Here is a 21382-nt window from a genome sequence, read left to right as displayed (position 1 = left end):
TCGGCGTTGTGGGAGGCGTCCTTGTTCGAGGAGCACGACTTCCGGGACATCAAGATCTCGGTGAAGCACAACGATCCGGTCGTGATGGTGGAGGCGTACCGTCAGCTGGCGGCGCGGTGCGAGTATCCGCTGCACCTGGGTGTCACGGAGGCCGGTCCGGCTTTCCAGGGCACGATCAAGTCGGCGGTGGCTTTCGGTGCGCTGTTGTCGCAGGGTATCGGTGACACGATCCGGGTTTCCCTGTCTGCGCCTCCGGTGGAGGAGGTGAAGGTCGGTATCCAGATCCTGGAGTCGCTGAATCTGCGGCAGCGTGGCCTGGAGATCGTCTCGTGTCCGTCGTGTGGTCGTGCCCAGGTCGACGTGTACAAGCTGGCCGAGGAGGTCACGGCGGGTCTGACGGGTATGGAGGTGCCGTTGCGGGTCGCGGTCATGGGCTGTGTGGTCAATGGTCCGGGGGAGGCTCGTGAGGCGGATCTGGGCGTTGCTTCCGGGAACGGCAAGGGTCAGATCTTCGTGAAGGGTGAGGTCATCAAGACCGTGCCCGAGTCGAAGATCGTGGAGACCCTCATCCAGGAGGCGATGAAGCTCGCCGAGCAGATGGAGAAGGACGGCGTCACCTCCGGCACTCCGACCGTCACCACGCCAGGGACATCTGGCATCACCGTCGGCTGACCGGATTTACCAGCGAGTGAGCCGAAGGAGCGCGACGGTGCCGAGGAGGTGACCGCGCGGAGGCCCGGCGAGGGAGGGCCGAGCACGGTCGCCTCCTCGGCACCGGCTGTGGCGCTGCGAAGGTGAACCGAGCTCTTGAAAAGAGGGGAGGCCCGGGCGTGACGATTCTGGAGAACATCCGGGAACCACGCGACCTGAAGGCGCTGTCCGAGGCAGAGCTGAGTCAACTGGCCGAGGAGATCAGGGAGTTCCTGGTTCACGCGGTCGCCAGGACGGGTGGTCACCTGGGGCCCAATCTGGGGGTGGTGGAACTCTCCATCGCGCTCCACCGGGCCTTCGAGTCACCGGTCGACCGCATCCTGTGGGACACCGGCCACCAGAGCTATGTCCACAAGCTGCTGACAGGGCGTCAGGACTTTTCCAAGCTGCGCGGCAAGGGGGGCCTGTCCGGCTATCCCTCGCGTGAGGAGTCCGAGCACGACATCATCGAGAACAGCCACGCGTCCACCGCGCTCGGCTGGGCGGACGGGCTCGCCAAGGCCCGTCAAGTGCAGGGGGAGAAGGGGCACGTCGTCGCCGTCATCGGCGACGGCGCGCTGACCGGCGGCATGGCGTGGGAGGCACTCAACAACATCGCCGCCGCCAAGGACCGACCGCTGATCATCGTCGTCAACGACAACGAACGCTCCTACGCGCCGACCATAGGCGGCCTCGCCAACCACCTGGCCACCCTGCGCACGACGGACGGCTACGAGAAGGTCCTGGCCTGGGGCAAGGACGTGCTGCAGCGCACACCTGTCGTCGGCAACACCGTCTACGAGGCCCTGCACGGCGCGAAGAAGGGCTTCAAGGACGCGTTCGCGCCACAGGGCCTGTTCGAGGACCTGGGCCTGAAGTACGTCGGCCCGATCGACGGACACGACATCCGGGCCGTCGAGTCGGCGCTGCGCCGCGCTAAACGCTTCCACGGACCGGTGCTGATCCACTGCCTCACCGAGAAGGGCCGAGGCTACGAGCCCGCGCTCGCCCATGAGGAGGACCACTTCCACACGGTCGGCGTGATGGACCCGCTCACCTGCGAGCCCCTCGCGCCGTCGGGCGGTCCCTCGTGGACGTCGGTCTTCGGCGACGAGATCGTCCGGATCGGCGAGGAGCGCGAGGACGTCGTGGCGATCACGGCGGCCATGCTGCACCCTGTGGGCCTGACCAAGTTCGCGGAGCGGTTCCCCCACCGGGTGTGGGACGTGGGGATCGCCGAGCAGCACGCGGCCGTGTCCGCGGCCGGTCTCGCGACCGGGGGGCTGCACCCCGTCGTCGCCGTCTACGCGACCTTCCTCAACCGTGCCTTCGACCAGCTCCTCATGGACGTCGCCCTGCACCGCTGCGGCGTCACGTTCGTCCTGGACCGGGCCGGGGTCACGGGCGTCGACGGACCCTCGCACAACGGCATGTGGGACATGTCGGTCCTACAGGTCGTACCGGGCCTGAGGATCGCCGCTCCGCGCGATGCCGACCAGTTGCGGGCGCAGCTGCGGGAGGCGGTCGCGGTCGACGACGCGCCGACCCTGATCCGCTTCCCGAAGGAGTCGGTGGGCCCGGCGATCCCGGCGGTGGACCGCGTGGGCGGCCTGGACGTGCTGTCTCGCGCGGAGCGGCCCGAGGTGCTCCTGGTCGCCGTCGGCGTCATGGCTCCCGTCTGCCTGCAGGCCGCCGAGCTGCTTCAGGCCCGGGGCATCGGCTGCACCGTCGTCGACCCGCGCTGGGTCAAGCCCGTCGACCCCTCGCTGCCGGGACTTGCCGCCGAACACCGGCTCGTCGCGGTCGTCGAGGACAACAGCCGGTCCGCCGGCGTCGGCTCCGCGGTCGCGCTGGCGCTGGGCGACGCCGATGTCGACGTGCCCGTGCGGCGGTTCGGAATCCCGGAACAGTTCCTCGCGCACGCCAAGCGGGGCGAGGTGCTCGCGGACATCGGCCTCACGCCCGTCGAGGTCGCGGGGCGGATCAGCGCCTGCCTGACCGCCAAGGACGAGCTGTCCAAGGAGAAACAGGAATGACCACCCCTTCCGGGAACCGGCAGTTCGACCTCGGCGCGCTCCTTGCCGAGCGCGGGGGCGAGCGCTACGAGCTGCACGCCAGGTACCTCAACCACCAGCTCCCGCGCATGCTCCACACCATCGGCTTCGACAAGGTCTACGAGCGGGCCGAGGGTGCCCACTTCTGGGACGCGGACGGCAACGACTACCTGGACATGCTCGCCGGGTTCGGGGTGATGGGACTGGGGCGCCACCACCCCGTGGTCCGCAAGGCGCTGCACGACGTCCTGGACGCGCAGCTCGCCGACCTCACCCGCTTCGACTGCCAGCCGTTGCCCGGGCTGCTGGCGGAGAAGCTGCTGACCCACAGCCCGCACCTGGAGAGGGTCTTCTTCGGCAACAGCGGGACGGAGGCGGTCGAGACCGCGCTGAAGTTCGCCCGCTTCGCCACCGGCAAGCCACGGATCCTGTACTGCGAGCACGCCTTCCACGGCCTGACCACCGGCTCGCTGTCCGTGAACGGCGAGCGTGGCTTCCGCGACGGCTTCGCGCCGCTGCTGCCCGACACGGCGATCCCGCTCGGCGATCTCGACACCCTGGCCCGGGAACTGAGGAAGGGGGACGTGGCGGCCCTCATCGTCGAGCCGATCCAGGGCAAGGGTGTCCACGAGGCGCCTCCCGGTTATCTCCGGGCCGCCCAGGAGCTGCTGCACCGGCACAAGGCGCTGCTGATCGCGGACGAGGTGCAGACCGGCCTCGGCCGGACCGGGGACTTCTACGCCTACCAGCACGAGAGCGGCGTCGAACCCGACCTGGTGTGTGTGGCGAAGGCACTCTCCGGCGGATATGTGCCCGTCGGCGCCACTTTGGGCAAGGAGTGGATCTTCAAGAAGGTCTACTCGTCCATGGACCGGGTGCTCGTGCACTCGGCGAGCTTCGGATCCAACGCGCAGGCGATGGCGGCCGGGCTCGCCGTCCTGTCCGTCATGGAGAACGAGCAGGTCGTCGCGAACGCGCGTGCCGTCGGAGAGCAGCTGAAGTCCCGACTGGCGGCACTCGTCGACAAGTACGAGCTGCTCAGCGACGTACGCGGCCGGGGCCTGATGATCGGTGTCGAGTTCGGCAGGCCCACCTCGCTGAAGCTGCGCAGCCGGTGGACCATGCTCCAGGCGGCCCGCAAGGGTCTGTTCGCACAGATGGTGGTGGTCCCGCTGCTGCAACGGCACCGAATCCTCACCCAGGTCTCCGGTGACCACCTGGAGGTGATCAAGCTGATCCCGCCGCTGATCATCGGTGAACAGGACGTCGACCGGTTCGTGGAGGCCTTCACCGCCGTCATGGACGACGCGCACAGTGGCAGCGGTCTGATGTGGGACTTCGGCAAGACACTGATCAAGCAGGCGGTGGCACACCGCTAGCCAAGGCCGAGAGGCTTTGCCTCTGAGGCAAGAAAGTTGCCATAGAGGCAAAGCTGCGGCTGAATGGGGAGCATGAGCTCTCCCCAGAACGAGTCCCGGACGGGCGAGGATCTGCCGGTCGTCGCGCCGCAGCTGCGTGCGCTGCGCCGCCGTGCCTCGCTCACCCTGGAGGCGGCGGCCCGTACCGCCGGGCTCTCCGCCGCGCACCTCTCACGGCTCGAGACCGGGCAGCGCCAGCCCTCGCTGCCTGTGCTGCTCACGCTCGCCCGCATCTACGGTACGACGGTCTCCGAACTGCTCGGCGAGACCGTCGCCGACCGGGACGCGGTCGTCCGCGCCCCCGACATGGAGCCGACCCGGGCGGGCGGCTGGACGTACTGGCAGGCCGGCGCACCAGGCCGCGGCATGCAGACCCTTCGCGTCCACATCCCGCACGGCACGCAGGGCGACATCGTACGCGTCCATCCCGGTGAGGAGTGGCTGTACGTCCTGAGCGGGCGGCTGCGGCTGCGGCTGGGCGACACCGCGCATGTGCTCGCGGTCGGTGACAGCGCGCACTTCGACTCCCTGACCCCGCACCGCCTCGCGGCCGCCGACCACGGCGGCACCGAGCTGCTCTTCGTCCACACCCTGTTGCAGAGCCCGACCGCCACGCTCTGCCTCGGTCCCATCCCAGGAGAAACACCATGAGCGAGCAACCGGAGACCGGCCCCAAGCGCAGGGTGATGGAGGAGAAGTTCCCCCGGGCCCTGTGGATCCGCCTGATCATCTACATCGCCGTCGGCCACCTCTTCGCCGCCTTCATCTATCTGCTGTTCGAGGTGGGCGCCAAGTAGGAAGGGCCCCGGTCCGGCGGCCGGGAGCGGGCGCGTTCAGTCCAGCAGTCGCGCGCGCAGCCGCTCCCGCAGCGCCGGCGTGATTCCGAGCCCCTGCTCCAGGTAGGCGTCGACGCCGCCCCAGGTCTCCTCGACGGTCTCGATCGCAGCCGCCAGATACTCGGCGCGCGCGTCGAACAACGGGCTGAGGAGCTCCATCACCTCGGGGGAGTACGTGTCGGGCGACGAACCGTTGCGGTGCACCTTGTACCGGCGGTGCGTGGCATTGGACTCCAGGTAGTCCGCGACGATCGCCTCGCGCTCGACCCCGAGGGCCAGGAGCGTCACGGCGATCGACAGACCCGCGCGGTCCTTGCCCGCGGCGCAGTGCATCAGTGCGGGCACGCTGTCCTCGGACAGTGCGCGCAGTACCTGGGAATGCTCGGCCGTGCGCTGCTTGATGATCGTGCGGTACGAGGCGACCATGCGGCCCGCGGCCTTGCCGTCCGCCAGGAGGGTGCGCAGCTGCTCCAGATCGCCGTCGCGGACCATCTTCCAGAACTCGGCGCCGTCCGCCGGGTCGGTCAGTGGAAGGTTGACGTTCCGCACGCCCGGCAGCTCGACGTCCGGCCCCTCCAGCTGCTTGTCCGCCCCGTTGCGGAAGTCGAAGATCGTGTGCAGGCCGAGGGAGGCGAGGAACGCCGCGTCCTTCTCCGTCGCGTGCGCGAGGTGGCCGCTGCGGAAGATCACTCCCTGCCGCACGCGCCGTCCGTCCACGGTCGGCAGACCGCCCACGTCACGGAAGTTGCGCACCCCGGTCAGCTCGGGCTCGGTAGACGGGACCTGCTGCGTCACGGGGGCTCCTCCCATCCGTCCGACGGCGCTGCTCGCCGACGGGCCGCGCTTCGACCATACGACATGGGTTCATCAGGCAATCATCGGATACCGCGCGCTGTGCTGAACTCGGGCTGAAGACGTTGCCCCCGAGGCTGGTCACCCCCGATGATGTCGGTGCCTGATCGCACCTGTTCGGATCTGTGGGGGCTTGATGTTGGAAATCGGCGCTGACCGTCGTACCTGGCTGCTGTCGGGGCCCGCGAGCAGTTACGCCCTGCGGCTCACCGACGGCGATGAACTGCTGCATCTGCACTGGGGCCCGCGCATCGCGCTTCCCGACGCCGAGGCGCTCGCCGCCCTGCCCGCACCCCGGTACTGGCCCTTCGAGTCCCCGCTCGACGGCCACGAGGAGTACCCGGTCGAGGGCGGCCCCCGCTTCGTGCGCCCCGCCCTGTCCGTCCGTACGCAGGAGCGCCGCGGCACCGAGTGGACGTTCGAGGCGTACGAGGCCGACGGCGACGAGCTGCGGCTGCGGTTCAGCGACGCAGGGCTCCTCACCACCCTCCACTACCGGATGCGCGGAGACGTCGTCGAGCGCTGGGTGACCCTCGCCAACGACGGCCCCGCCCCCGTCGAACTGCTCCGTGCCGACTCCGCGACCTGGACCCTGCCCGAGCGCGAGGGCTGGCGGCTGTCGCAGCTGCACGGCCGCTGGGCGGCCGAGTCCCGGCTCGTGCGGTCCGACCTCACATACGGTGAGAAGGTCATCGGCAGCCGCCGCGGCCACACGGGACACCAGCACCTGCCCTGGGTGGCGCTCGACTCGGAGGCGACCGAGGAGCACGGCGAGGTCTACGGCTGCGCGCTCGCCTGGTCGGGCAGCTGGCGGATCGCGGTGGCCCAGCTCCCGGACGCGCGCGTGCAGATCACCGGCGGGGCCGGGTACGACGACTCCGGCCTGCTGCGCCTGGCGGCCGGGGAGACGTACACCACGCCCGTCTTCGCGGGGCTGTGGAGCGACGGCGGATTCGGCGGCGCGAGCCGTGCCTGGCACGCGTACCAGCGGGCGTACGTCATCCCGGACGCCGACCGGGACCGGCCCGTGCTCTACAACTCCTGGGAGGCCACCGAGTTCGACATCTCCGAGGAGCAGCAGGAGGCGCTCGCGCGGCGGGCGGCGGAGATCGGGGTCGAGCTGTTCGTCGTCGACGACGGCTGGTTCGGCGCCCGCACCAGCGACCGCGCCGGGCTCGGCGACTGGCTGCCCAACCCCGACCGCTTCCCGTCCGGCCTCAAGCCGCTCGCCGACTTCGTGCACGGCCTCGGCATGCAGTTCGGCATCTGGGTCGAACCCGAGATGGTCAACCCCGACAGCGACCTCTACCGCGCTCACCCTGACTGGGTGCAGTACCAGAGTGGGCGAAAGCGGACGGAATTCCGCAATCAACTCGTGCTGAACCTCGCCCGCGAGGACGTCCAGGAGTATCTGTGGGAGCGGCTGGACGGGCTCCTCTCCAGCGCCCCGATCGACTATGTGAAGTGGGACTTCAACCGCTGCTTCACCGACGCCGGCTGGCCCGGGGACCCGTACCCGCAGCGGCTCTGGGTGGACCATGTGCGGGCCCTGTACGCCTTGTTGGACCGCCTGCGGGCCGCGCACCCCAAAGTCGCCTTCGAGTCCTGCTCGGGTGGTGGCGGGCGGGTCGACCTCGGTGTCATGAGCCGTACGGACGAGGTGTGGACTTCAGACAACACCGATCCGCTCGACCGGCTCGCCATCCAGCACGGTTTCAGTCAGATCCATCCGGCCCGGGTCATGGCCGCCTGGGTCACGGACAGCCCGAACACCCAGCTGAACGGGCGAGTCAGCTCGCTGCGCTTCCGGTTCGTGAGTTCCATGGCGGGGGTGCTGGGCGTCGGGGGAGACCTCACGACGTGGACCGACGAGGAGTTGGCGGAGGCCGGCGACTGGGTCGGTCTCTACAAGGAGATCCGCCCCGTCGTCCAGCGCGGCGACCTCTACCGACTGCGGCCGCCGAGGGGCGGGTTGAGCGCTGTCCAGTATGTTCACGGTGACGAGACGGTCGTCCTCGCGTGGCTCCAGGCGCAGCACTACGGCGAGCCGGTCGCCCCGCTGCGGCTGCGCGGCCTCGACCCGGCGGCGACGTATGAATGCCGTGAAACGGGCGAAGTGCACCGGGGTGCCGTGCTGTTGCATCACGGGCTGCCGACCAGCCTGCACGGCGACTTCGATGCGACGGTTATCCGGCTGCGTCGCATCTGAGTGTTCTGCCCGAATTGGAGCCTTCATTCCAACTCGCTCTGGAATGAGGGCTCCTGAAATTACAGCACGTGAGCAGGGTCATAACCGTGACGTACGGTTGTCGCCATGTTCACGTAATTCGGGCGCTTTTCAGGGGGATTGAGAGCGGCTCGCAATCCCGTATCGACGGAGGGTGACGGGGAATTCCCCCAAGGATCAAGAGAAATCCGAGCGCCGGGAACCGGCCGGTTGTGGCCGCGTGTCCCGGTCGCTTACGTTCCCCCTCGATCCGGGTGGAACGCCTAATCCTGCCGCCGCCCGGGGCCCGCATACTCACCCGTGCCCGGCAGGAGCGGGGGACCCACAGGTACGTCGCCTGTTCCGGTCTCCGGAACGGCTAGGGGTAAAGCCGCGCGCAATCGCGGCCGGACATCTCCAGTCCGCACCCGACAGCTCACCTCGCAGGCGCAGGAGAGGAATTCGCCATGCCCGCGAAGGGTAAGCACCGCCGTCCCAAGTCCCGGCGTTTCACCCGTTCCATCGCCGTCGCCGGAACCGGCGGCGCCACGCTCGCGCTGCCGTTGATGGGGGCGAACGGCGCCCATGCCGCCACCCCGACGGCATCCGCTGCCGAGAAGGCCGCCACCTCCGTTCCGGTCGCCGCCGAAAAGAGCGGCGCCCGGGCGAACGGCGCCAGGATCTACACGGTGCAGGCCGACGACTGGCTCGCGAAGATCGCTGACGAGCAGCACGTCAGCGGCGGATGGCAGAAGCTCTACGAGGACAACCGCTCCGTGGTCGGCTCCGACCCGTCGCTGATCCACCCGGGTCTGAAGCTGGCACTCCGCGGTGACCGCGCCGCGTCGCAGACGACCGACCCGTCCGCCACCGAGTCCGAAGCCTCCGCGCCCAGCACCACGACGGCAACCAAGCCCACCACCACCGCGACCGGCTACACCCTGCCGGTCGCGGCCGCCGCCATCGGCACCGGCTACCACGCCGCGGGCAGCATGTGGTCCAGCGGATACCACACCGGCGTGGACTTCATCGCCCCGACCGGCACCAGCCTCAAGGCCATCGCCGCGGGGACGGTCGTCTCGGCCGGCTGGAGCGGTGCGTACGGCAACCAGGTCGTCATCAAGCTCGCCGACGGCTACTACGCGCAGTACGCCCACCTGTCGCAGATCTCCGTCGCCGGGGGCCAGGCCGTGACCCCGGGTCAGCAGATAGGCTTGTCCGGCGCGACCGGCAACGTCACCGGACCGCACCTGCACTTCGAGATCCGCACGACCCCGGACTACGGCTCCGACGTGGACCCGGTCGCCTACCTGCGCTCCCACGGCCTGAGTGTCGGCTGACGCCGTCGGCCGCCCGCCGCCTTCGGGAGGCCGGACCCCCGTTCCCGGGGGTCCGGCCTCCGGCGTTGCCGTTCCGCCGCGCCGGCCCCACGTCCGGTGGCTCACCCGAACACCCCTGATCGGAGGGTTATTCCGGATCGGATCGCATTCGGCGAGTGGTTTATCTCACCGTCCGTCAACCCTTTCCTACGGTCGCGTAGCTCACATCCCAAGGTGAATCATGGGCCGACGTGGCAGACGATTCGAAGAATGACAACAGATCAGTGATCGGGTCGTACGTAGCGGTGGGGGACAGCTTCACCGAGGGCGTCGGCGACCCCGGCCCCGACGGGCAGTTCGTCGGCTGGGCCGACCGGTTCGCGGTGCTCCTCGCCGACCGGCGTCCCGAAGGCGACTTCAAGTACACGAACCTTGCCGTGCGCGGCAAACTGCTGGACCAGATCGTCGCGGACCAGCTTCCGAAGGCCATCGAACTCGCGCCGGACATGGTCTCGTTCTGCGCGGGCGGCAACGACATCATCCGGCCGGGCACCGACCCCGACGAGGTCGCCGAGCGCTTCGAGCGGGCCGTCGCCGACCTCACCTCCGTCGTCGGCACCGTGCTGGTGACGACCGGCTTCGACACCCGTGGCGTCCCTGTCCTCAAGCATCTGCGCGGGAAGATCGCCACCTACAACGGGCACGTCCGGGCGATCGCCGACCGGTACGGCTGCCCGGTCCTCGATCTGTGGTCGCTGAAGACCGTGCAGGACCGGCGCGCCTGGGACGGTGACCGTCTCCACCTCTCGCCCGAGGGCCACACCCGGGTCGCCCTGAGGGCGGGCCAGGTGCTCGGCATCGAGGTACCGGCCGACCCGGACCAGCCGTGGCCGCCGCTGCCGCCGCGCGGCACGCTGGAGGTGCGGCGCGACGACATCCACTGGGCGCGCGAGCACCTGGTCCCGTGGATCGGGCGCCGGCTGCGCGGCGAGTCCTCCGGTGACCGCGTCGTGGCGAAGGGCACCCTGTCGCCGGACGACATCAAGATGCGGATAGCGCAGGCGGTCTGAACAGGACCGCTCATCGGGTACGGCCCGGGCCACGCGCCCGGGCCGCCTGGTTCCTGCGGTCGTGCGGAGTGTCGCGCCGTACTGGTCTCGAGGCTGATCCCGGCCTCGCCCGTCGAGGGTCTTCCCCGGGCGGGCGGGACGTCACGGCTTTCTGGTTGGCGAGGTGACGCGGAAGCAGGACCTTCGCTGTCCCTGGTCCCTGCCCTCCGTCGAGGGCGGGCGAGCCGCTCCTGTTTCCCGGGCACACGGGCGTCCGCCCACTCCCCGAGGCGCCCTGCGCCATGCGGGCGTCGGTCCGCCGGTCTTCCCGGGGCACCCGGTCAGCCTTTGGTCGCCGTCAACCCCGCGCGTGCCATGCCCAGTTCGCGGGCGAGTGCCTCGTCGACCCACTCCTGTGCACGCGCCCGCGACACCGTGCCCTCGTACGCCGTCATCTGCACGGCGAGCCCGTCGAGCAGCGCGGTCAGCCGCAGTGCGGTGCCCGCCGGGTCGGCGCAGTGGAACTCGCCCGCGGCCACTCCCTCCGCCAAGACCTCGGTGATCGCGGCCTTCCACTGCCGGTCGAGGTCCCGCGTGACCTCCCGCAGCGCAGGCTCGCGCAGTGCCGCCGCCCAGCCCTCGATCCACAGCCGCCAGCCCTTGGCCTGCCCGGTCGGCGCGTACCAGCGGACGGCGGACCTGAGGCGGCGCAGTGCCGACGTACGGCGGCCGAGCAGCTTGCGCAGATGTCCGAGATCGTCCTCGGCGGCGTACGCGAACGCCTCCGCGACCAGCTTCTCCTTGGTCGAGAAGTGGTACAGCACCAGCGCGTTGCTCACCCCGAGCGCCGAGGCCACGTCGGCGATCCGCACCGCCGCCACGCCTCGCGCCTCGATCTGCTCGACGGCGGCCCGCAGCAGCTCCTCACGCCGCTGGGCCACGCTCAACCGCACCCTCGTCACGCCGCAACCCTATGTCACCGGTACCAGCCGAACCGTTCCGCGATCACCGGCAGGCGGTCGGCAACCAGAGCGTGCGCGGCCGTCCGAGGGCTCGTACCGTCGGCCTCCGCCCGGTCCAGCATCAGGCCGACCAGGGCCCGCATGGAGCGCCTGGTGTAGGCGAAAGCCTCCTCGGCGTCGGCACCTATGTCGCCGAACAGCGTCCACCACCACCAGGCGTTCGTCCCGGAGTTGACCACCACGTCCGGCAGCACGGTCACCCCGCGTGCGGCGAGCAGGACCTCCGCCTCGGGAAGCACCGGCATGTTCGCCGCCTCGACGATCCACCGCGCGCCGATCCCCGTCTGGTTCACGGTGTCGACGGCGTACGAGACGGCCGCCGGCACCAGCACCTCCGCCTCGGCCGACAGCCAGGCGTCGCCCGGTAGTTCACGGTCACCGGGGCGCAGCACGCCGCGGTCCACCGTGCCGTACGCGTCGCGCGCGGCGAGCAACGCCTCGACGTCGAGCCCGTCAGGGTTGGCGATGGTGCCCTTGACATCGGCGACCGCGACGACGGCCAGTCCCGCGCAGGCCAGGAACCGCGCCGTGGCCCCGCCCATGGTGCCGAATCCCTGCAGGGCCACGCGGGTGCCCGCATACGGCACGCCTGCCCGGTCCAGGGCGGTCAGTATCGACTCGGCGACCCCGCACCCGCCGACCAGCCCGTCCAGCCCGACTCCGGCGACCTCCACGGCGAAGGCGTCCGCGAGCCGCTTGCGGGCCGCCGCCTCGTCGTCGAGGAGCGGATACACGGCCTGCACCGATGACACAAGTCCCGCCTCGGAGGCCGCCCGGTCCACCAGTTCCTGGGTCAGCCCCAGGTCTTCCCCGGTCGTCCAGACCGTCTCGATGTACGGCCTCATCGCCCGCAGATAGCGCACGAGGACGTCGTACGCCTCCGGGGCCCGGGGGTCGCAGTCGATGCCGCCCTTGGCGCCGCCCAGCGGGACGTACCGGCCCGCGGGGTTGTAGTGCAGCGCCTCCTTCATGGTCATGCCACGGGCCAGCCCCGCGACCTCGTCCAGCGTGCAGCCCGGGCGCATCCGCAGCCCGCCGCTGGCGACGCCCCGGACGAGGCGGTCGACGACGAGATAGCCCCGTCGGCCGGTGACGTGGTCGGTCCAGACGAGTGTCATGAGGGGAGTGTCCCGATCGGTGGTCATGGGCCCACTGTACTGAACAGCGATTCAGTTACCTGGCGCGGTGCCGCCGGGCTGAGCCGGGTCCCGGAAGCACTCCGGGTGACGGCTACCGGCTCTGATCCACAGAGGCCGTCCGTTCCTGCACCCGCTGCACGTCGCAGAGGTCCTTGAAGCCCTGACTCGTCAGGCCCAGAGCCGAGTTGACGCGCGAGCGCAGATTCTCCACCGCCACCATCGCCGTCAGCTCCACGAAGGCGGGCTCGCCCAGCCGGGCGACGAGCCGGGCGGCGAGGTCGTCGTCGACGGCGGGCGGGGTGGCCGTCATCGCCTCGGCGTACTCCATGACGTCGCGCTCCAGTTCCGTGTACACGTCGCTGTCGCGCCAGCGCGGCACGTCGGCCAGCTTCTCGCGGGCCATGCCGCGTTCCCGGCTCACCCAGTAGCCGAAGTCCGTGCACCAGGAGCAGCCGATCGACGCGGCCGCCGCCATCTCGGCCAGCGCCTTCAGATCCGCGTCGAGCCGATTCCACTTCGCCACCGACCGCTCGAAGCGCAGATCGGCCCAGAGCACGCGTGGTTGATGGGCGAGCGCCCTGCCGGGGTCGAGAACCTTGCCGTAGGTCTTCTTCGAATACCACTCCACGACGCGGAAGAAGAGCGTGCGGCGCGGGGTTAGGGAGATACGGGCCACCTCCGGTGCGTCGTTCCCGGGCGCTCCCTTCGTGTGCCCTCACGGGTACGACGGACCGGCGCCCGGCGAATGTGACATCCAGGCCCGCACGCCGCGCTGTGTGCCGGGACATCGCGTTGTGGCACGGCCGCCCCGGCGCTGTCAGAAGGGCCGACCATAATGGAAGGCCTCACCGACTCCCTGGAGGTTCCGTGACCGCTTCCCGTTCCCTGAGCGCCGGGCTCCACGCCCTGCGGCCCGCCGCCTTCGGCGCGGATCCGAGCGGGGAGCGCCTGGCGCGCATCCGTAGATCGCCGCACTTCGCGAACGGCGTCTTCGTGAACCCGGAGGGCACCCGGACCCGCCCTTCGGGTGGCTCCACGCTGGAGCTGGCGAAGGGCTTCTTCCGTAAGGAGTCCCGTGTCCGCCGCGCCCCGACAGGCACCGTGCCGGTGCACGCGACGACGTACGCCGATCTGGCCGAGCCCCCGGCGAGCGGGCTTCGGCTGACCTGGATGGGGCACTCCAGTGTGCTCGCCGAGATCGACGGACACCGGGTTCTGTTCGACCCCGTCTGGGGCGAGCGCTGCTCCCCCTTCGATTTCGTCGGCCCCAAGCGGCTGCACCCGGTGCCCCTGCCGATTGCCGCGCTCGGCCCCGTCGACGTCGTCGTCATCTCCCACGACCACTACGACCACCTCGACATGCCCACCATCAAGGCCCTGGCCGGCACGGACACCGTGTTCGCGATACCGCTCGGCGTCGGCGCCCACCTGGAGCGCTGGGGCGTCTCGGCGGACCGGCTGCGCGAGCTGGACTGGAACGAGTCGACGAAGGTCGGCGGCATCACCCTGACCGCGACCCCGGCCCGCCACTTCTGCGGCCGCGGTCTGCGCAACACACAGCACACGCTGTGGGCGTCGTGGTCCGTGGCGGGCGACGAGCACCGGATCTACCACAGCGGCGACACCGGCTACTTCGAGGGCTTCAAGGACATCGGAGCCGAGCACGGCCCGTTCGACGCCACGATGATCCAGATCGGCGCCTATTCCGAGTTCTGGCCCGACATCCACATGACTCCCGAGGAGGGCATGCGCTCCCACCTCGACCTCCAGGGCGGTCAGCCGCACGGCGTGATGCTGCCCATCCACTGGGGCACGTTCAACCTGGCGCCACACCCCTGGGTCGAGCCCGGCGAGTGGACGCTGGCCGCAGCCGGCGCGGTCGGACAGGCGGTCGCTGTCCCTGTTCCAGGCCAGCCCTTCGAGCCTGCCGGAATCCTCCCCACGCGCCCCTGGTGGCGGGATGTGTCCTTGCCGCTGAGCGGCAAGTGGCCTGTTCCGGAGATCACCCTGGTGGCGTCTCGTGACGACCTCGACCTTGTGGGCGAGGGCTGACCGTCGACGAACTCAGCGCGTACGGAGGTCCTTGCCACCATGTCGGAGGCCGAGCGAGAGCAGGCCCTGCGAGTCATCGACGGGCCGCCGCGTCGGCAGAGTCAGGAACGGGTGTCGGAGTTCCGGCCGCTGGAGCGTGGCGGGACCGACTGAGCGACGGCCGGGGCCGCACTCCCCGGGCGCTCCGGAGACGCCGGGGACGGGAGAGGGGTGGGACGCGCACTCACGCGTCCCGCCCCTCTTGCCCGGTCGGACTTGGGTCGCCGTGCCGGATCAGGCCAGCGGCACGGTCACTTCTCCGGTTCCGGTAGCGCTCGCGCCGCCCGCGACCCGCACCGTGAACGGCTTGTCGCTGCCCTCCGCGGTGACGCGCAGCGTGTCGCCGCCACGCCGGACGCGGAAGGCGGCGGCGGGGATACCGGCCTGGTCCGGGACCGTCACGGTGCGCTCGTAGCCGCCCTCGGCGGTCGGGTGGACCAGCAGGGTGGTGCCGTCCAGCCAGTCGCCGTCGGGGCGCTGGTCGTCGGCGGACAGCGGCAGGACGGCTCCCTCGCGGACGTACAGCGGAAGGCTGTCGTAGCCGTGGCGCTCGGTGCGCCAGGCCGGGCCGGTGACCGTCTCGCCGGTGAGCAGCTGCGTCCAGGTGCCCTCGGGCAGGTAGACCTCGACCTCGCCGTCCTCGGTGAAGACCGGGGCGACCAGCAGGTCGGCTCCGAGCATGTACTGGCGGTCCACCGTGCGGCAGTTCGGGTCGTCGGGGAACTCCAGCAACATCGGGCGCATCACGGGCACCCCCGTGCGGTGGGCCTCGACGCTGATGCCGTACAGATACGGCATCAGACGGTGCTTGAGCAGGGTGAAGGATCGGGCGACGTCGACGGCCTCGTCGCCGAACTCCCACGGCACGCGGTAGGAGGAGGAGCCGTGCAGACGGCTGTGCGAGGAGAGCAGGCCGAAGGCCAGCCAGCGCTTGAACACCGAGGCGTCGGGGGTGCCCTCGAAGCCGCCGATGTCGTGGCTCCAGAAGCCGAAGCCGCTCAGCGACAGGGACAGCCCGCCGCGCAGCGACTCGGCCATGGCCTCGAAGGAGGACCAGCAGTCACCGCCCCAGTGCACGGGGTACTGCTGGCCGCCCGCGGTCGCGGAGCGCGCGAACAGCACGGCCTCGCCTTGTCCGCGCTCCTTCTCCAGCAGCTCGAAGACGGTCTTGTTGTACAGCTCGGTGTAGTAGTTGTGCATCCGCTCGGGGTCCGAGCCGTCGTGCCAGACGACGTCGGTGGGGATGCGCTCGCCGAAGTCGGTCTTGAAGCAGTCGACGCCCTGGTCCAGCAGCGGCTTGAGCTTCGACTGGAACCAGGCGCAGGCCTCGGGGCTGGTGAAGTCCACCAATCCCATACCTGCCTGCCACAGGTCCCACTGCCACACGTCGCCGTTGGCGCGGCGCACCAGGTGCCCAAGTTCGGCGGCCTCGTCGAACAGCGGGGACTTCTGGGCGATGTAGGGGTTGATCCAGGCGCTGATCCGCAGGCCCTTGGCCTTCAGCCGGGCCAGCATGCCCTCGGGATCGGGGAAGACGCCCGGGTCCCACTGGAAGTCGCACCACTGGTACTCGCGCATCCAGAAGCAGTCGAAGTGGAACACCGACAGAGGGATGCCGCGCTCGGTCATGCCGTCGACGAACGACATCACCGTCGCCTCGTCGTAGGACGTGGTGAAGGAGGTGGTCAGCCACAGGCCGAAGGACCAGGCCGGCGGCAGGGCCGGGCGCCCGGTGAGGCCCGTGTAGCGGGCGAGGACGTCCTTCGGGGTGGGACCCGCGACCACGTAGTACTCCATGGCCTGGTCCTCGACGCTGAACTGGACCTGGCCGACGGACTCCGAGCCGACCTCGAAGGAGACCTTGCCGGGGTGGTTGACGAAGACGCCGTAGCCGCGCGAGGAGAGGTAGAACGGGATGTTCTTGTACGCCTGCTCGCTGCTGGTGCCTCCGTCGGCCTGCCACATGTCGACGACCTGGCCGTTCTTGATGAACGGGGTGAAACGCTCGCCGAGGCCGTAGACCTGCTCGGCGACGCCGAGGGCGAGCTTGCCCACCATGTGGTGCTCGCCCTGGTCGGTGGTGGCGAAGGCGGCGCCCTTGGCGCCCACCCGGGTCAGCTCGCGGCCGTCGGCGTCACGGAAGCTCAGCGCGAAGGGGGCCGAGCGGTCCAGACGCAGGGTGAGGGGGCCGCTGGTCAGCTCGGTGACGCTGCCGTCGGCGCGCACCTCGCCCACACCGCCCTCGACACCGCCGACGGTGAACTCGGGACCGACCCGGCGCTTGCCGGAGTGGTGGGTGAGGCGGACGCCGATGACGCCCTCGGCGGGCGAGAAACAGTCGACCGAGATGAGCGGCGCGTTGAGCGTGTCGCCCCTCCGCGTCACTCGTTGCACTGCGGCATGGGCGGTGAAGCGCTTCGATTCGGTGCGGACGTCACGCACTTCAGTGGCGTAGGCGATCTGTACGCCATCGCGAATACGCCAGAAGCCATTGGTGAACTTCATGATCTTCCTCAGGAGGAGCGGAGGCTGTCGACTGGGGTGCAGGCAGCGTCACGAGGAATTTGATCGTACATAAAACAAATCCGGTCCACGAGCCCCAGCCGGACGTTTACGGCTCTGATCAGGCCCGATTACGCAGACAGACCTTGCCTTCACGTCGAGCTATGAAGAGAGACGCGCCACGTAGGGCTAGCGCGAGTACCGCCTCTTGGCGTATTAGTCATCACGTCAAACAAAACCGTTCCGGCAACGTCGCCGGACCGCGCGACAGCAAGGGCCGCACCATGTCGAAGCGCTTCAACGCCACCCCCGAGGACAGGTTCACCTTCGGCCTGTGGACCGTCGGCTGGCAGGGACGGGATCCCTTCGGGGACGCCACCCGGCGTGCCCTGGACCCGGTGGAGACGGTGCAGCGCCTCGCCGAGCTCGGGGCGTACGGAGTGACCTTCCACGACGACGACCTGATTCCCTTCGGGTCCTCGGACAGCGAGCGTGAGGGGCACATCAAGCGCTTCCGGCAGGCCCTGGACACGACCGGGATGACTGTGCCGATGGCCACCACCGACCTGCGGCGTTCTGGCTGGTCGACCTCCTGGAGAGCGCCGGATACGACGGGCCGCGGCACTTCGACTTCAAGTCGCCGCGGACCGAGGACCTCGACGGCGTGTGGGCCTCGGCGGCCGGTTGCATGCGCAACTACCTCGTCCTGAAGGAGCGTGCCGCCGCCTTCCGCGCGGACCCGGAGGTCCGGGAGGCGCTGCGCGCCTCCCGGCTGGACCAGCTGGCGCAGCCGACCGCCGGGGACGGCCTGCAGGCCCTGCTCGCCGACCGCGCCGCGTTCGAGGACTTCGACGTGGAGGCGGCCGCCGCGCGCGGCATGGCCTTCGAACACCTCGACCAGCTCGCCATGGACCACCTCCTCGGCACCCGCTGACCCGGACCCCCGGCCCGTGCCCCGCACCGCGCCGGGCACGGGGTGAGCCACCCCCCACGGACGCGCGTCCGCCGGAACCGCGCCCAGGGCCCAGGCCCGCTCCCTCTCCTTCCCACTCCGCCGGACACGGGCGTCCGCCGGAGCCGGCACCCCTCCCACGCAAGGGCACCACCGTGACAGCACACCTTCCGAACGGGGCACGTCCCGGACGCCGGCGGGTACGCCGGCGCGTCCTCGTCCCGCTCACCGTCGCCTCCGCGCTCGTCGGCACCGTCGCGCTGGCCGGCTGCGGCCAGTCCCGCGACCCCGACGTGTACACCGTTCTGAACTCCTCGACGGACGACTCGTACCACAGCTGGGACGCGGCGACTCTCGAACGCTGCAGCAAGCAGCTCGGCGTCACCATCAAGCAGCAGTCGGTCCCGGCCGACCAGGTCATGACCAAGTCGCTGCGGATGGCGTCCTCGAAGTCGTTGCCGGACATCATCCAGTTCGACGGCTCCGAGATGCCGACCTTCGCGGAGACCGGCGGCCTGGTGGACCTGAGGAAGCTGGGCGTCGACACCACCGACGTACCGCAGGGCATCATCGACTACGGCTCCTACAAGGGCACGTATTACGGCGCGGCGCGCACGGTGAACACCCTCGCGCTCTTCTACAACAAGGACATCCTCAAGAAGGCCGGCCTGAAGGTGCCCACCACGTGGGACGAGATGCGCGAGACGGCCAAGAAGTTCACCCAGGGCCACCAGTACGGCATCGCCCTGAGCGCGGGCGGCGCGGAGGACGGTGTCTACCAGTTCACGCCGTTCATGTGGTCCAACGGCGGCGACGAGACCGACCTCGACAGCCGGCAGGTGGTCCAGGCGCTGGACTACTGGAAGTCGCTGCTCTCCGACGGCTCGCTGTCGAAGTCGACGATCAACTGGACGCAGGCCGACGTCAACGACCAGTTCATGGCCGGAAACGCCGCCATGATGATCAACGGCCCGTGGCAGGTCGAGACCCTGAACACCAAGAAGAGCCTGCACTGGGGCATCGCGCAGACCCCCGTCCCCAAGGCCGGGGACAACTCCGTGGGCCCGCTGGGCGGCGGTGAGCTGACCATCCCCGACATCGGCGACACCACGCGCGAGAAGATGTCCGCGAAGATCATCAACTGCATGACGAGCGAGCAGGAGGAAGTGACCTACGCGCTCAACAGCTGGATGATCCCGGCCAACCAGAAGGCCGCCGCCACTTGGCGCAAGAAGGTCCCTTCGCTCAGCTCGCTGGCCGACCAGGTCGCGGTGGCGCGCTCGCGCACCGCCAAGGTCGGCTCCGGCTGGACCTCGATCTCCCTCGCCCTGCAGAGCGCGTTCCAGTCGGCGCTCACAGGCGAGTCCAGCGAATCGGCACTGAAGCACGCGCAGGCGCGCGTCGAGAGCGGGAAGTGAGGTAACGACGATGTCCACCACCACCGCTGCCGTTCCCGCCCCCGCGGCCACCGGCACCACCGCTGCCGGAGCCGCCCCCAACCCGGCCCGCACCCGCCGGCGCCGCACACTCGCGCAGTGGGGCTTCGTGGCCCCCGCCGTGCTGTTCATGCTGCTGTTCTTCGGCTACCCGCTCGTCCGCAACATCGTGATGAGCTTCCAGCACTACACGCCGTCGACTTTCTTCACCGGCAAGGCCCCCTTCAACGGCCTGGACAACTGGCGCAACGTCTTCGGCGACGACCTGTTCGGCAAGGCCCTGTGGCAGACGATCGTCTTCACGATCGGCTCCCTGATCGGGCAGTTCTGCATCGGTCTTGGCCTCGCGGTGTTCTTCAACCGCAGGTTCCCGCTCAACGGGGTGCTGCGCGCGCTGATCCTGCTGCCCTGGCTGGTGCCCGTGGTCGTCTCCGGCATCGTCTGGCGGCGCATCCTGGACCAGGACACCGGTGTGCTGAACTCCTTCCTCGGGCTGTTCGGCATCGGCCACACCCCGTGGCTGACCAGCACCCATATGGCTCTGCTCGCCGTGATCCTGGTGAACATCTGGATCGGCATCCCGTTCAACATGGTGATTCTCTACGGCGGCCTCCAGGAGGTCCCACGCGAGGTCTACGAGGCCGCCTCGCTCGACGGCGCCTCCGCCTGGCGCACCTTCCGCTCGGTCACGCTGCCGCTGCTGAAGCCCGTCATCACCGTCGTGCTCGTGCTGGGCTTCATGTCCACGGTCAAGATCCTCGACCTGGTGCTGGCGCTCACCGACGGCGGCCCCGCCGACTCCACGCAGACCCTGGGCACGCTGACGTACCAGAACTCCTTCGTCCAGCTGGACTTCGGGGCCGGCGCCGTGGTCGGCAACATCCTGATCCTGATCTCCGCCGTGTTCGCGGTGTTCTACCTGCGGGCCAACCGCAACGAGGGGAAGTGACCGGCATGGCGACCACCACTCCCGCCGCCCCGGCCCCGGCCGTCAACAAGCCGAAGCGCCGCTGGGGCACGACGGTCGTCGGCATCCTCATCCTGTGCGTGATGCTGTTCCCGCTGTACTGGATGATCAACACCGCGCTGCAGCCCGAGTCCGGTCTGCTGGAGGTGGACACGGTCCCGCACAGCCTGGACCTGTCCGGCTTCTCCTCGGCCCTGACCGAGCAGGGCGGCCATCTGCTGACCTCGCTCGTGGTGGCGCTCGGCGCCGTCGTGATCTGCCTGGCGTTCTCCGCGCCGGCCGCCTACGGCCTCGCGCAGTTCAAGCTGCGCGGCGCCAAGACAGTGGTGTTCGGCACCCTGATCACGCAGATGGTCCCGGGCATCGTCATCGCCAACGCGCTGTACAGCACGTACGTGGACCTCGGCCTGGTCAACTCCTACTTCGGCCTCATGCTGGCAGACGCCTCGCTGGGCATCCCGTTCGCGATCGTGCTGATGCGGTCCTTCATGGTGGCCATCCCGCGTGAGGTCATCGAGGCGGCCGAGGTGGACGGAGCCGGCCGGCTGCGCACCTTCCTCCAGGTCGTACTGCCGATGAGCCGCAACTCGCTGATCACCGCCGGGCTGTTCTCCTTCCTGTACGCGTGGAGCGACTTCATGTTCGCGCTCACCCTGAACACCACCGACCACGTCAAGCCGGTCACCCTGGGCATCTACCAGTACATCGGCGCGCACGTCGGCGACTGGGGTTCGGTCATGGCCGCCTCCGTGCTCTCCGCGATCCCCGCGGCGGTCCTGCTCGTGCTCGCGCAGAAGTACATCGCCGCCGGCATCACCGGCGGTTCCGTCAAGTGACCACCGCACACCT

Annotated in this window: 17 protein-coding genes, 1 pseudogene and 1 riboswitch; of the genes and pseudogenes, 13 read left to right on the top strand and 5 right to left on the bottom strand. The window is 69.7% G+C overall.

The features are described from left to right. The 5 genes from ACZ3TS_RS27125 to ACZ3TS_RS27105 form a co-directional block, all read left to right on the top strand. On the top strand, positions 1-672 hold a 672-nt coding region (locus ACZ3TS_RS27125; RefSeq protein ID WP_467622746.1), incomplete at its 5' end, for a flavodoxin-dependent (E)-4-hydroxy-3-methylbut-2-enyl-diphosphate synthase. Between the two features lie 158 nt (positions 673-830). Continuing rightward, on the top strand, positions 831-2726 hold the full coding sequence (dxs, locus tag ACZ3TS_RS27120) for a 1-deoxy-D-xylulose-5-phosphate synthase (protein ID WP_467622743.1): 1896 nt from the start codon (positions 831-833) through the stop codon (positions 2724-2726). After that, positions 2723-4123: an aspartate aminotransferase family protein gene (locus ACZ3TS_RS27115; protein WP_467622740.1), complete on the top strand. Its 1401-nt coding sequence runs from the start codon at positions 2723-2725 to the stop codon at positions 4121-4123. The genes dxs and ACZ3TS_RS27115 overlap by 4 nt, the downstream gene beginning before the upstream one ends. 72 nt (positions 4124-4195) lie before the next feature. Further along, positions 4196-4813, top strand: coding sequence for a helix-turn-helix domain-containing protein (locus ACZ3TS_RS27110; RefSeq protein ID WP_467622737.1), 618 nt, complete (start codon positions 4196-4198; stop codon positions 4811-4813). Positions 4814-4848: 35 nt separating this feature from the next. Beyond that, positions 4849-4959 (top strand): DUF6126 family protein, encoded by a 111-nt coding sequence (locus ACZ3TS_RS27105; protein ID WP_467622764.1) that lies wholly within the window; start codon positions 4849-4851, stop codon positions 4957-4959. Between the two features lie 36 nt (positions 4960-4995). On the opposite strand, the gene ACZ3TS_RS27100 is transcribed toward ACZ3TS_RS27105, so the two are convergent. Further along, positions 4996-5793, bottom strand: coding sequence for a tyrosine-protein phosphatase (locus ACZ3TS_RS27100; RefSeq protein ID WP_467622734.1), 798 nt, complete (start codon positions 5791-5793; stop codon positions 4996-4998). Positions 5794-5986: 193 nt separating this feature from the next. On the opposite strand from ACZ3TS_RS27100, the gene ACZ3TS_RS27095 reads away from it, so the two are divergent. The 3 genes from ACZ3TS_RS27095 to ACZ3TS_RS27085 all read left to right on the top strand — a co-directional run bounded on the left by ACZ3TS_RS27095 (position 5987) and on the right by ACZ3TS_RS27085 (position 10445). After that, complete coding sequence (locus ACZ3TS_RS27095) at positions 5987-8059, top strand: alpha-galactosidase (RefSeq protein ID WP_467622731.1); 2073 nt, start codon at positions 5987-5989, stop codon at positions 8057-8059. 303 nt (positions 8060-8362) lie between these two features. Beyond that, positions 8363-8519, top strand: a riboswitch (cyclic di-AMP (ydaO/yuaA leader). A gap of 4 nt (positions 8520-8523) precedes the next feature. Continuing rightward, on the top strand, positions 8524-9396 hold the full coding sequence (locus tag ACZ3TS_RS27090) for a M23 family metallopeptidase (protein WP_467622728.1): 873 nt from the start codon (positions 8524-8526) through the stop codon (positions 9394-9396). Between the two features lie 263 nt (positions 9397-9659). Then, positions 9660-10445: an SGNH/GDSL hydrolase family protein gene (locus ACZ3TS_RS27085; RefSeq protein WP_467622761.1), complete on the top strand. Its 786-nt coding sequence runs from the start codon at positions 9660-9662 to the stop codon at positions 10443-10445. Between the two features lie 320 nt (positions 10446-10765). Here the strand turns inward: ACZ3TS_RS27085 and ACZ3TS_RS27080 are convergent, their stop codons facing one another. The 3 genes from ACZ3TS_RS27080 to ACZ3TS_RS27070 form a co-directional block, all read right to left on the bottom strand. Beyond that, the gene (locus ACZ3TS_RS27080; RefSeq protein WP_467622726.1) at positions 10766-11386 is read right to left on the bottom strand and encodes a TetR/AcrR family transcriptional regulator; all 621 of its coding nucleotides are present in this window, start codon (positions 11384-11386) and stop codon (positions 10766-10768) included. A 14-nt stretch (positions 11387-11400) separates the two neighbouring features. Next, positions 11401-12591: a Glu/Leu/Phe/Val dehydrogenase dimerization domain-containing protein gene (locus ACZ3TS_RS27075; RefSeq protein ID WP_467622723.1), complete on the bottom strand. Its 1191-nt coding sequence runs from the start codon at positions 12589-12591 to the stop codon at positions 11401-11403. An 85-nt stretch (positions 12592-12676) separates the two neighbouring features. After that, positions 12677-13261, bottom strand: a complete 585-nt coding sequence (locus ACZ3TS_RS27070) for a carboxymuconolactone decarboxylase family protein (RefSeq protein ID WP_467622720.1) — start codon at positions 13259-13261, stop codon at positions 12677-12679. A 191-nt stretch (positions 13262-13452) separates the two neighbouring features. Here ACZ3TS_RS27070 and ACZ3TS_RS27065 point away from each other — a divergent pair, with 191 nt between their 5' ends. Then, the gene (locus ACZ3TS_RS27065; protein WP_467622717.1) at positions 13453-14637 is read left to right on the top strand and encodes an MBL fold metallo-hydrolase; all 1185 of its coding nucleotides are present in this window, start codon (positions 13453-13455) and stop codon (positions 14635-14637) included. 273 nt (positions 14638-14910) lie between these two features. On the opposite strand, the gene yicI is transcribed toward ACZ3TS_RS27065, so the two are convergent. Then, positions 14911-17181: an alpha-xylosidase gene (gene yicI / locus ACZ3TS_RS27060; RefSeq protein WP_467622714.1), complete on the bottom strand. Its 2271-nt coding sequence runs from the start codon at positions 17179-17181 to the stop codon at positions 14911-14913. A gap of 281 nt (positions 17182-17462) precedes the next feature. On the opposite strand from yicI, the pseudogene ACZ3TS_RS27055 reads away from it, so the two are divergent. The 4 genes and pseudogenes from ACZ3TS_RS27055 to ACZ3TS_RS27040 all read left to right on the top strand — a co-directional run bounded on the left by ACZ3TS_RS27055 (position 17463) and on the right by ACZ3TS_RS27040 (position 21369). After that, a pseudogene (locus tag ACZ3TS_RS27055) lies at positions 17463-18112 on the top strand (apurinic/apyrimidinic endonuclease family protein). A gap of 173 nt (positions 18113-18285) precedes the next feature. Beyond that, positions 18286-19548 (top strand): ABC transporter substrate-binding protein, encoded by a 1263-nt coding sequence (locus tag ACZ3TS_RS27050; RefSeq protein WP_467622711.1) that lies wholly within the window; start codon positions 18286-18288, stop codon positions 19546-19548. Between the two features lie 10 nt (positions 19549-19558). Beyond that, a complete protein-coding gene (locus tag ACZ3TS_RS27045; protein ID WP_467622708.1) occupies positions 19559-20515 on the top strand; it encodes a carbohydrate ABC transporter permease in 957 nt (318 codons plus the stop codon). 5 nt (positions 20516-20520) lie between these two features. After that, positions 20521-21369 (top strand): carbohydrate ABC transporter permease, encoded by an 849-nt coding sequence (locus ACZ3TS_RS27040; protein WP_467622706.1) that lies wholly within the window; start codon positions 20521-20523, stop codon positions 21367-21369. Positions 21370-21382: the final 13 nt, after the last annotated feature.

The organism is Streptomyces sp. NPDC022910 (assembly GCF_055561075.1).
The sequence above is the reverse complement of the archived record's forward strand: the minus strand, read 5'-3'. Positions and strand labels throughout refer to the sequence as shown.

What these genes read in the sequence shown, in the direction of transcription:
- ACZ3TS_RS27115 (WP_467622740.1), top strand. Translation starts at nt 2,723, where the DNA reads ATGACCACCCCTTCCGGGAACCGGCAGTTCGACCTCGGCGCGCTCCTT.
- ACZ3TS_RS27110 (WP_467622737.1), top strand. Translation starts at nt 4,196, where the DNA reads ATGAGCTCTCCCCAGAACGAGTCCCGGACGGGCGAGGATCTGCCGGTC.
- ACZ3TS_RS27105 (WP_467622764.1), top strand. Translation starts at nt 4,849, where the DNA reads ATGGAGGAGAAGTTCCCCCGGGCCCTGTGGATCCGCCTGATCATCTAC.
- ACZ3TS_RS27095 (WP_467622731.1), top strand. Translation starts at nt 5,987, where the DNA reads ATGTTGGAAATCGGCGCTGACCGTCGTACCTGGCTGCTGTCGGGGCCC.
- ACZ3TS_RS27090 (WP_467622728.1), top strand. Translation starts at nt 8,524, where the DNA reads ATGCCCGCGAAGGGTAAGCACCGCCGTCCCAAGTCCCGGCGTTTCACC.
- ACZ3TS_RS27075 (WP_467622723.1), bottom strand. Translation starts at nt 12,591, where the DNA reads ATGACCACCGATCGGGACACTCCCCTCATGACACTCGTCTGGACCGAC.
- yicI (WP_467622714.1), bottom strand. Translation starts at nt 17,181, where the DNA reads ATGAAGTTCACCAATGGCTTCTGGCGTATTCGCGATGGCGTACAGATC.
- ACZ3TS_RS27045 (WP_467622708.1), top strand. Translation starts at nt 19,559, where the DNA reads ATGTCCACCACCACCGCTGCCGTTCCCGCCCCCGCGGCCACCGGCACC.
- ACZ3TS_RS27040 (WP_467622706.1), top strand. Translation starts at nt 20,521, where the DNA reads ATGGCGACCACCACTCCCGCCGCCCCGGCCCCGGCCGTCAACAAGCCG.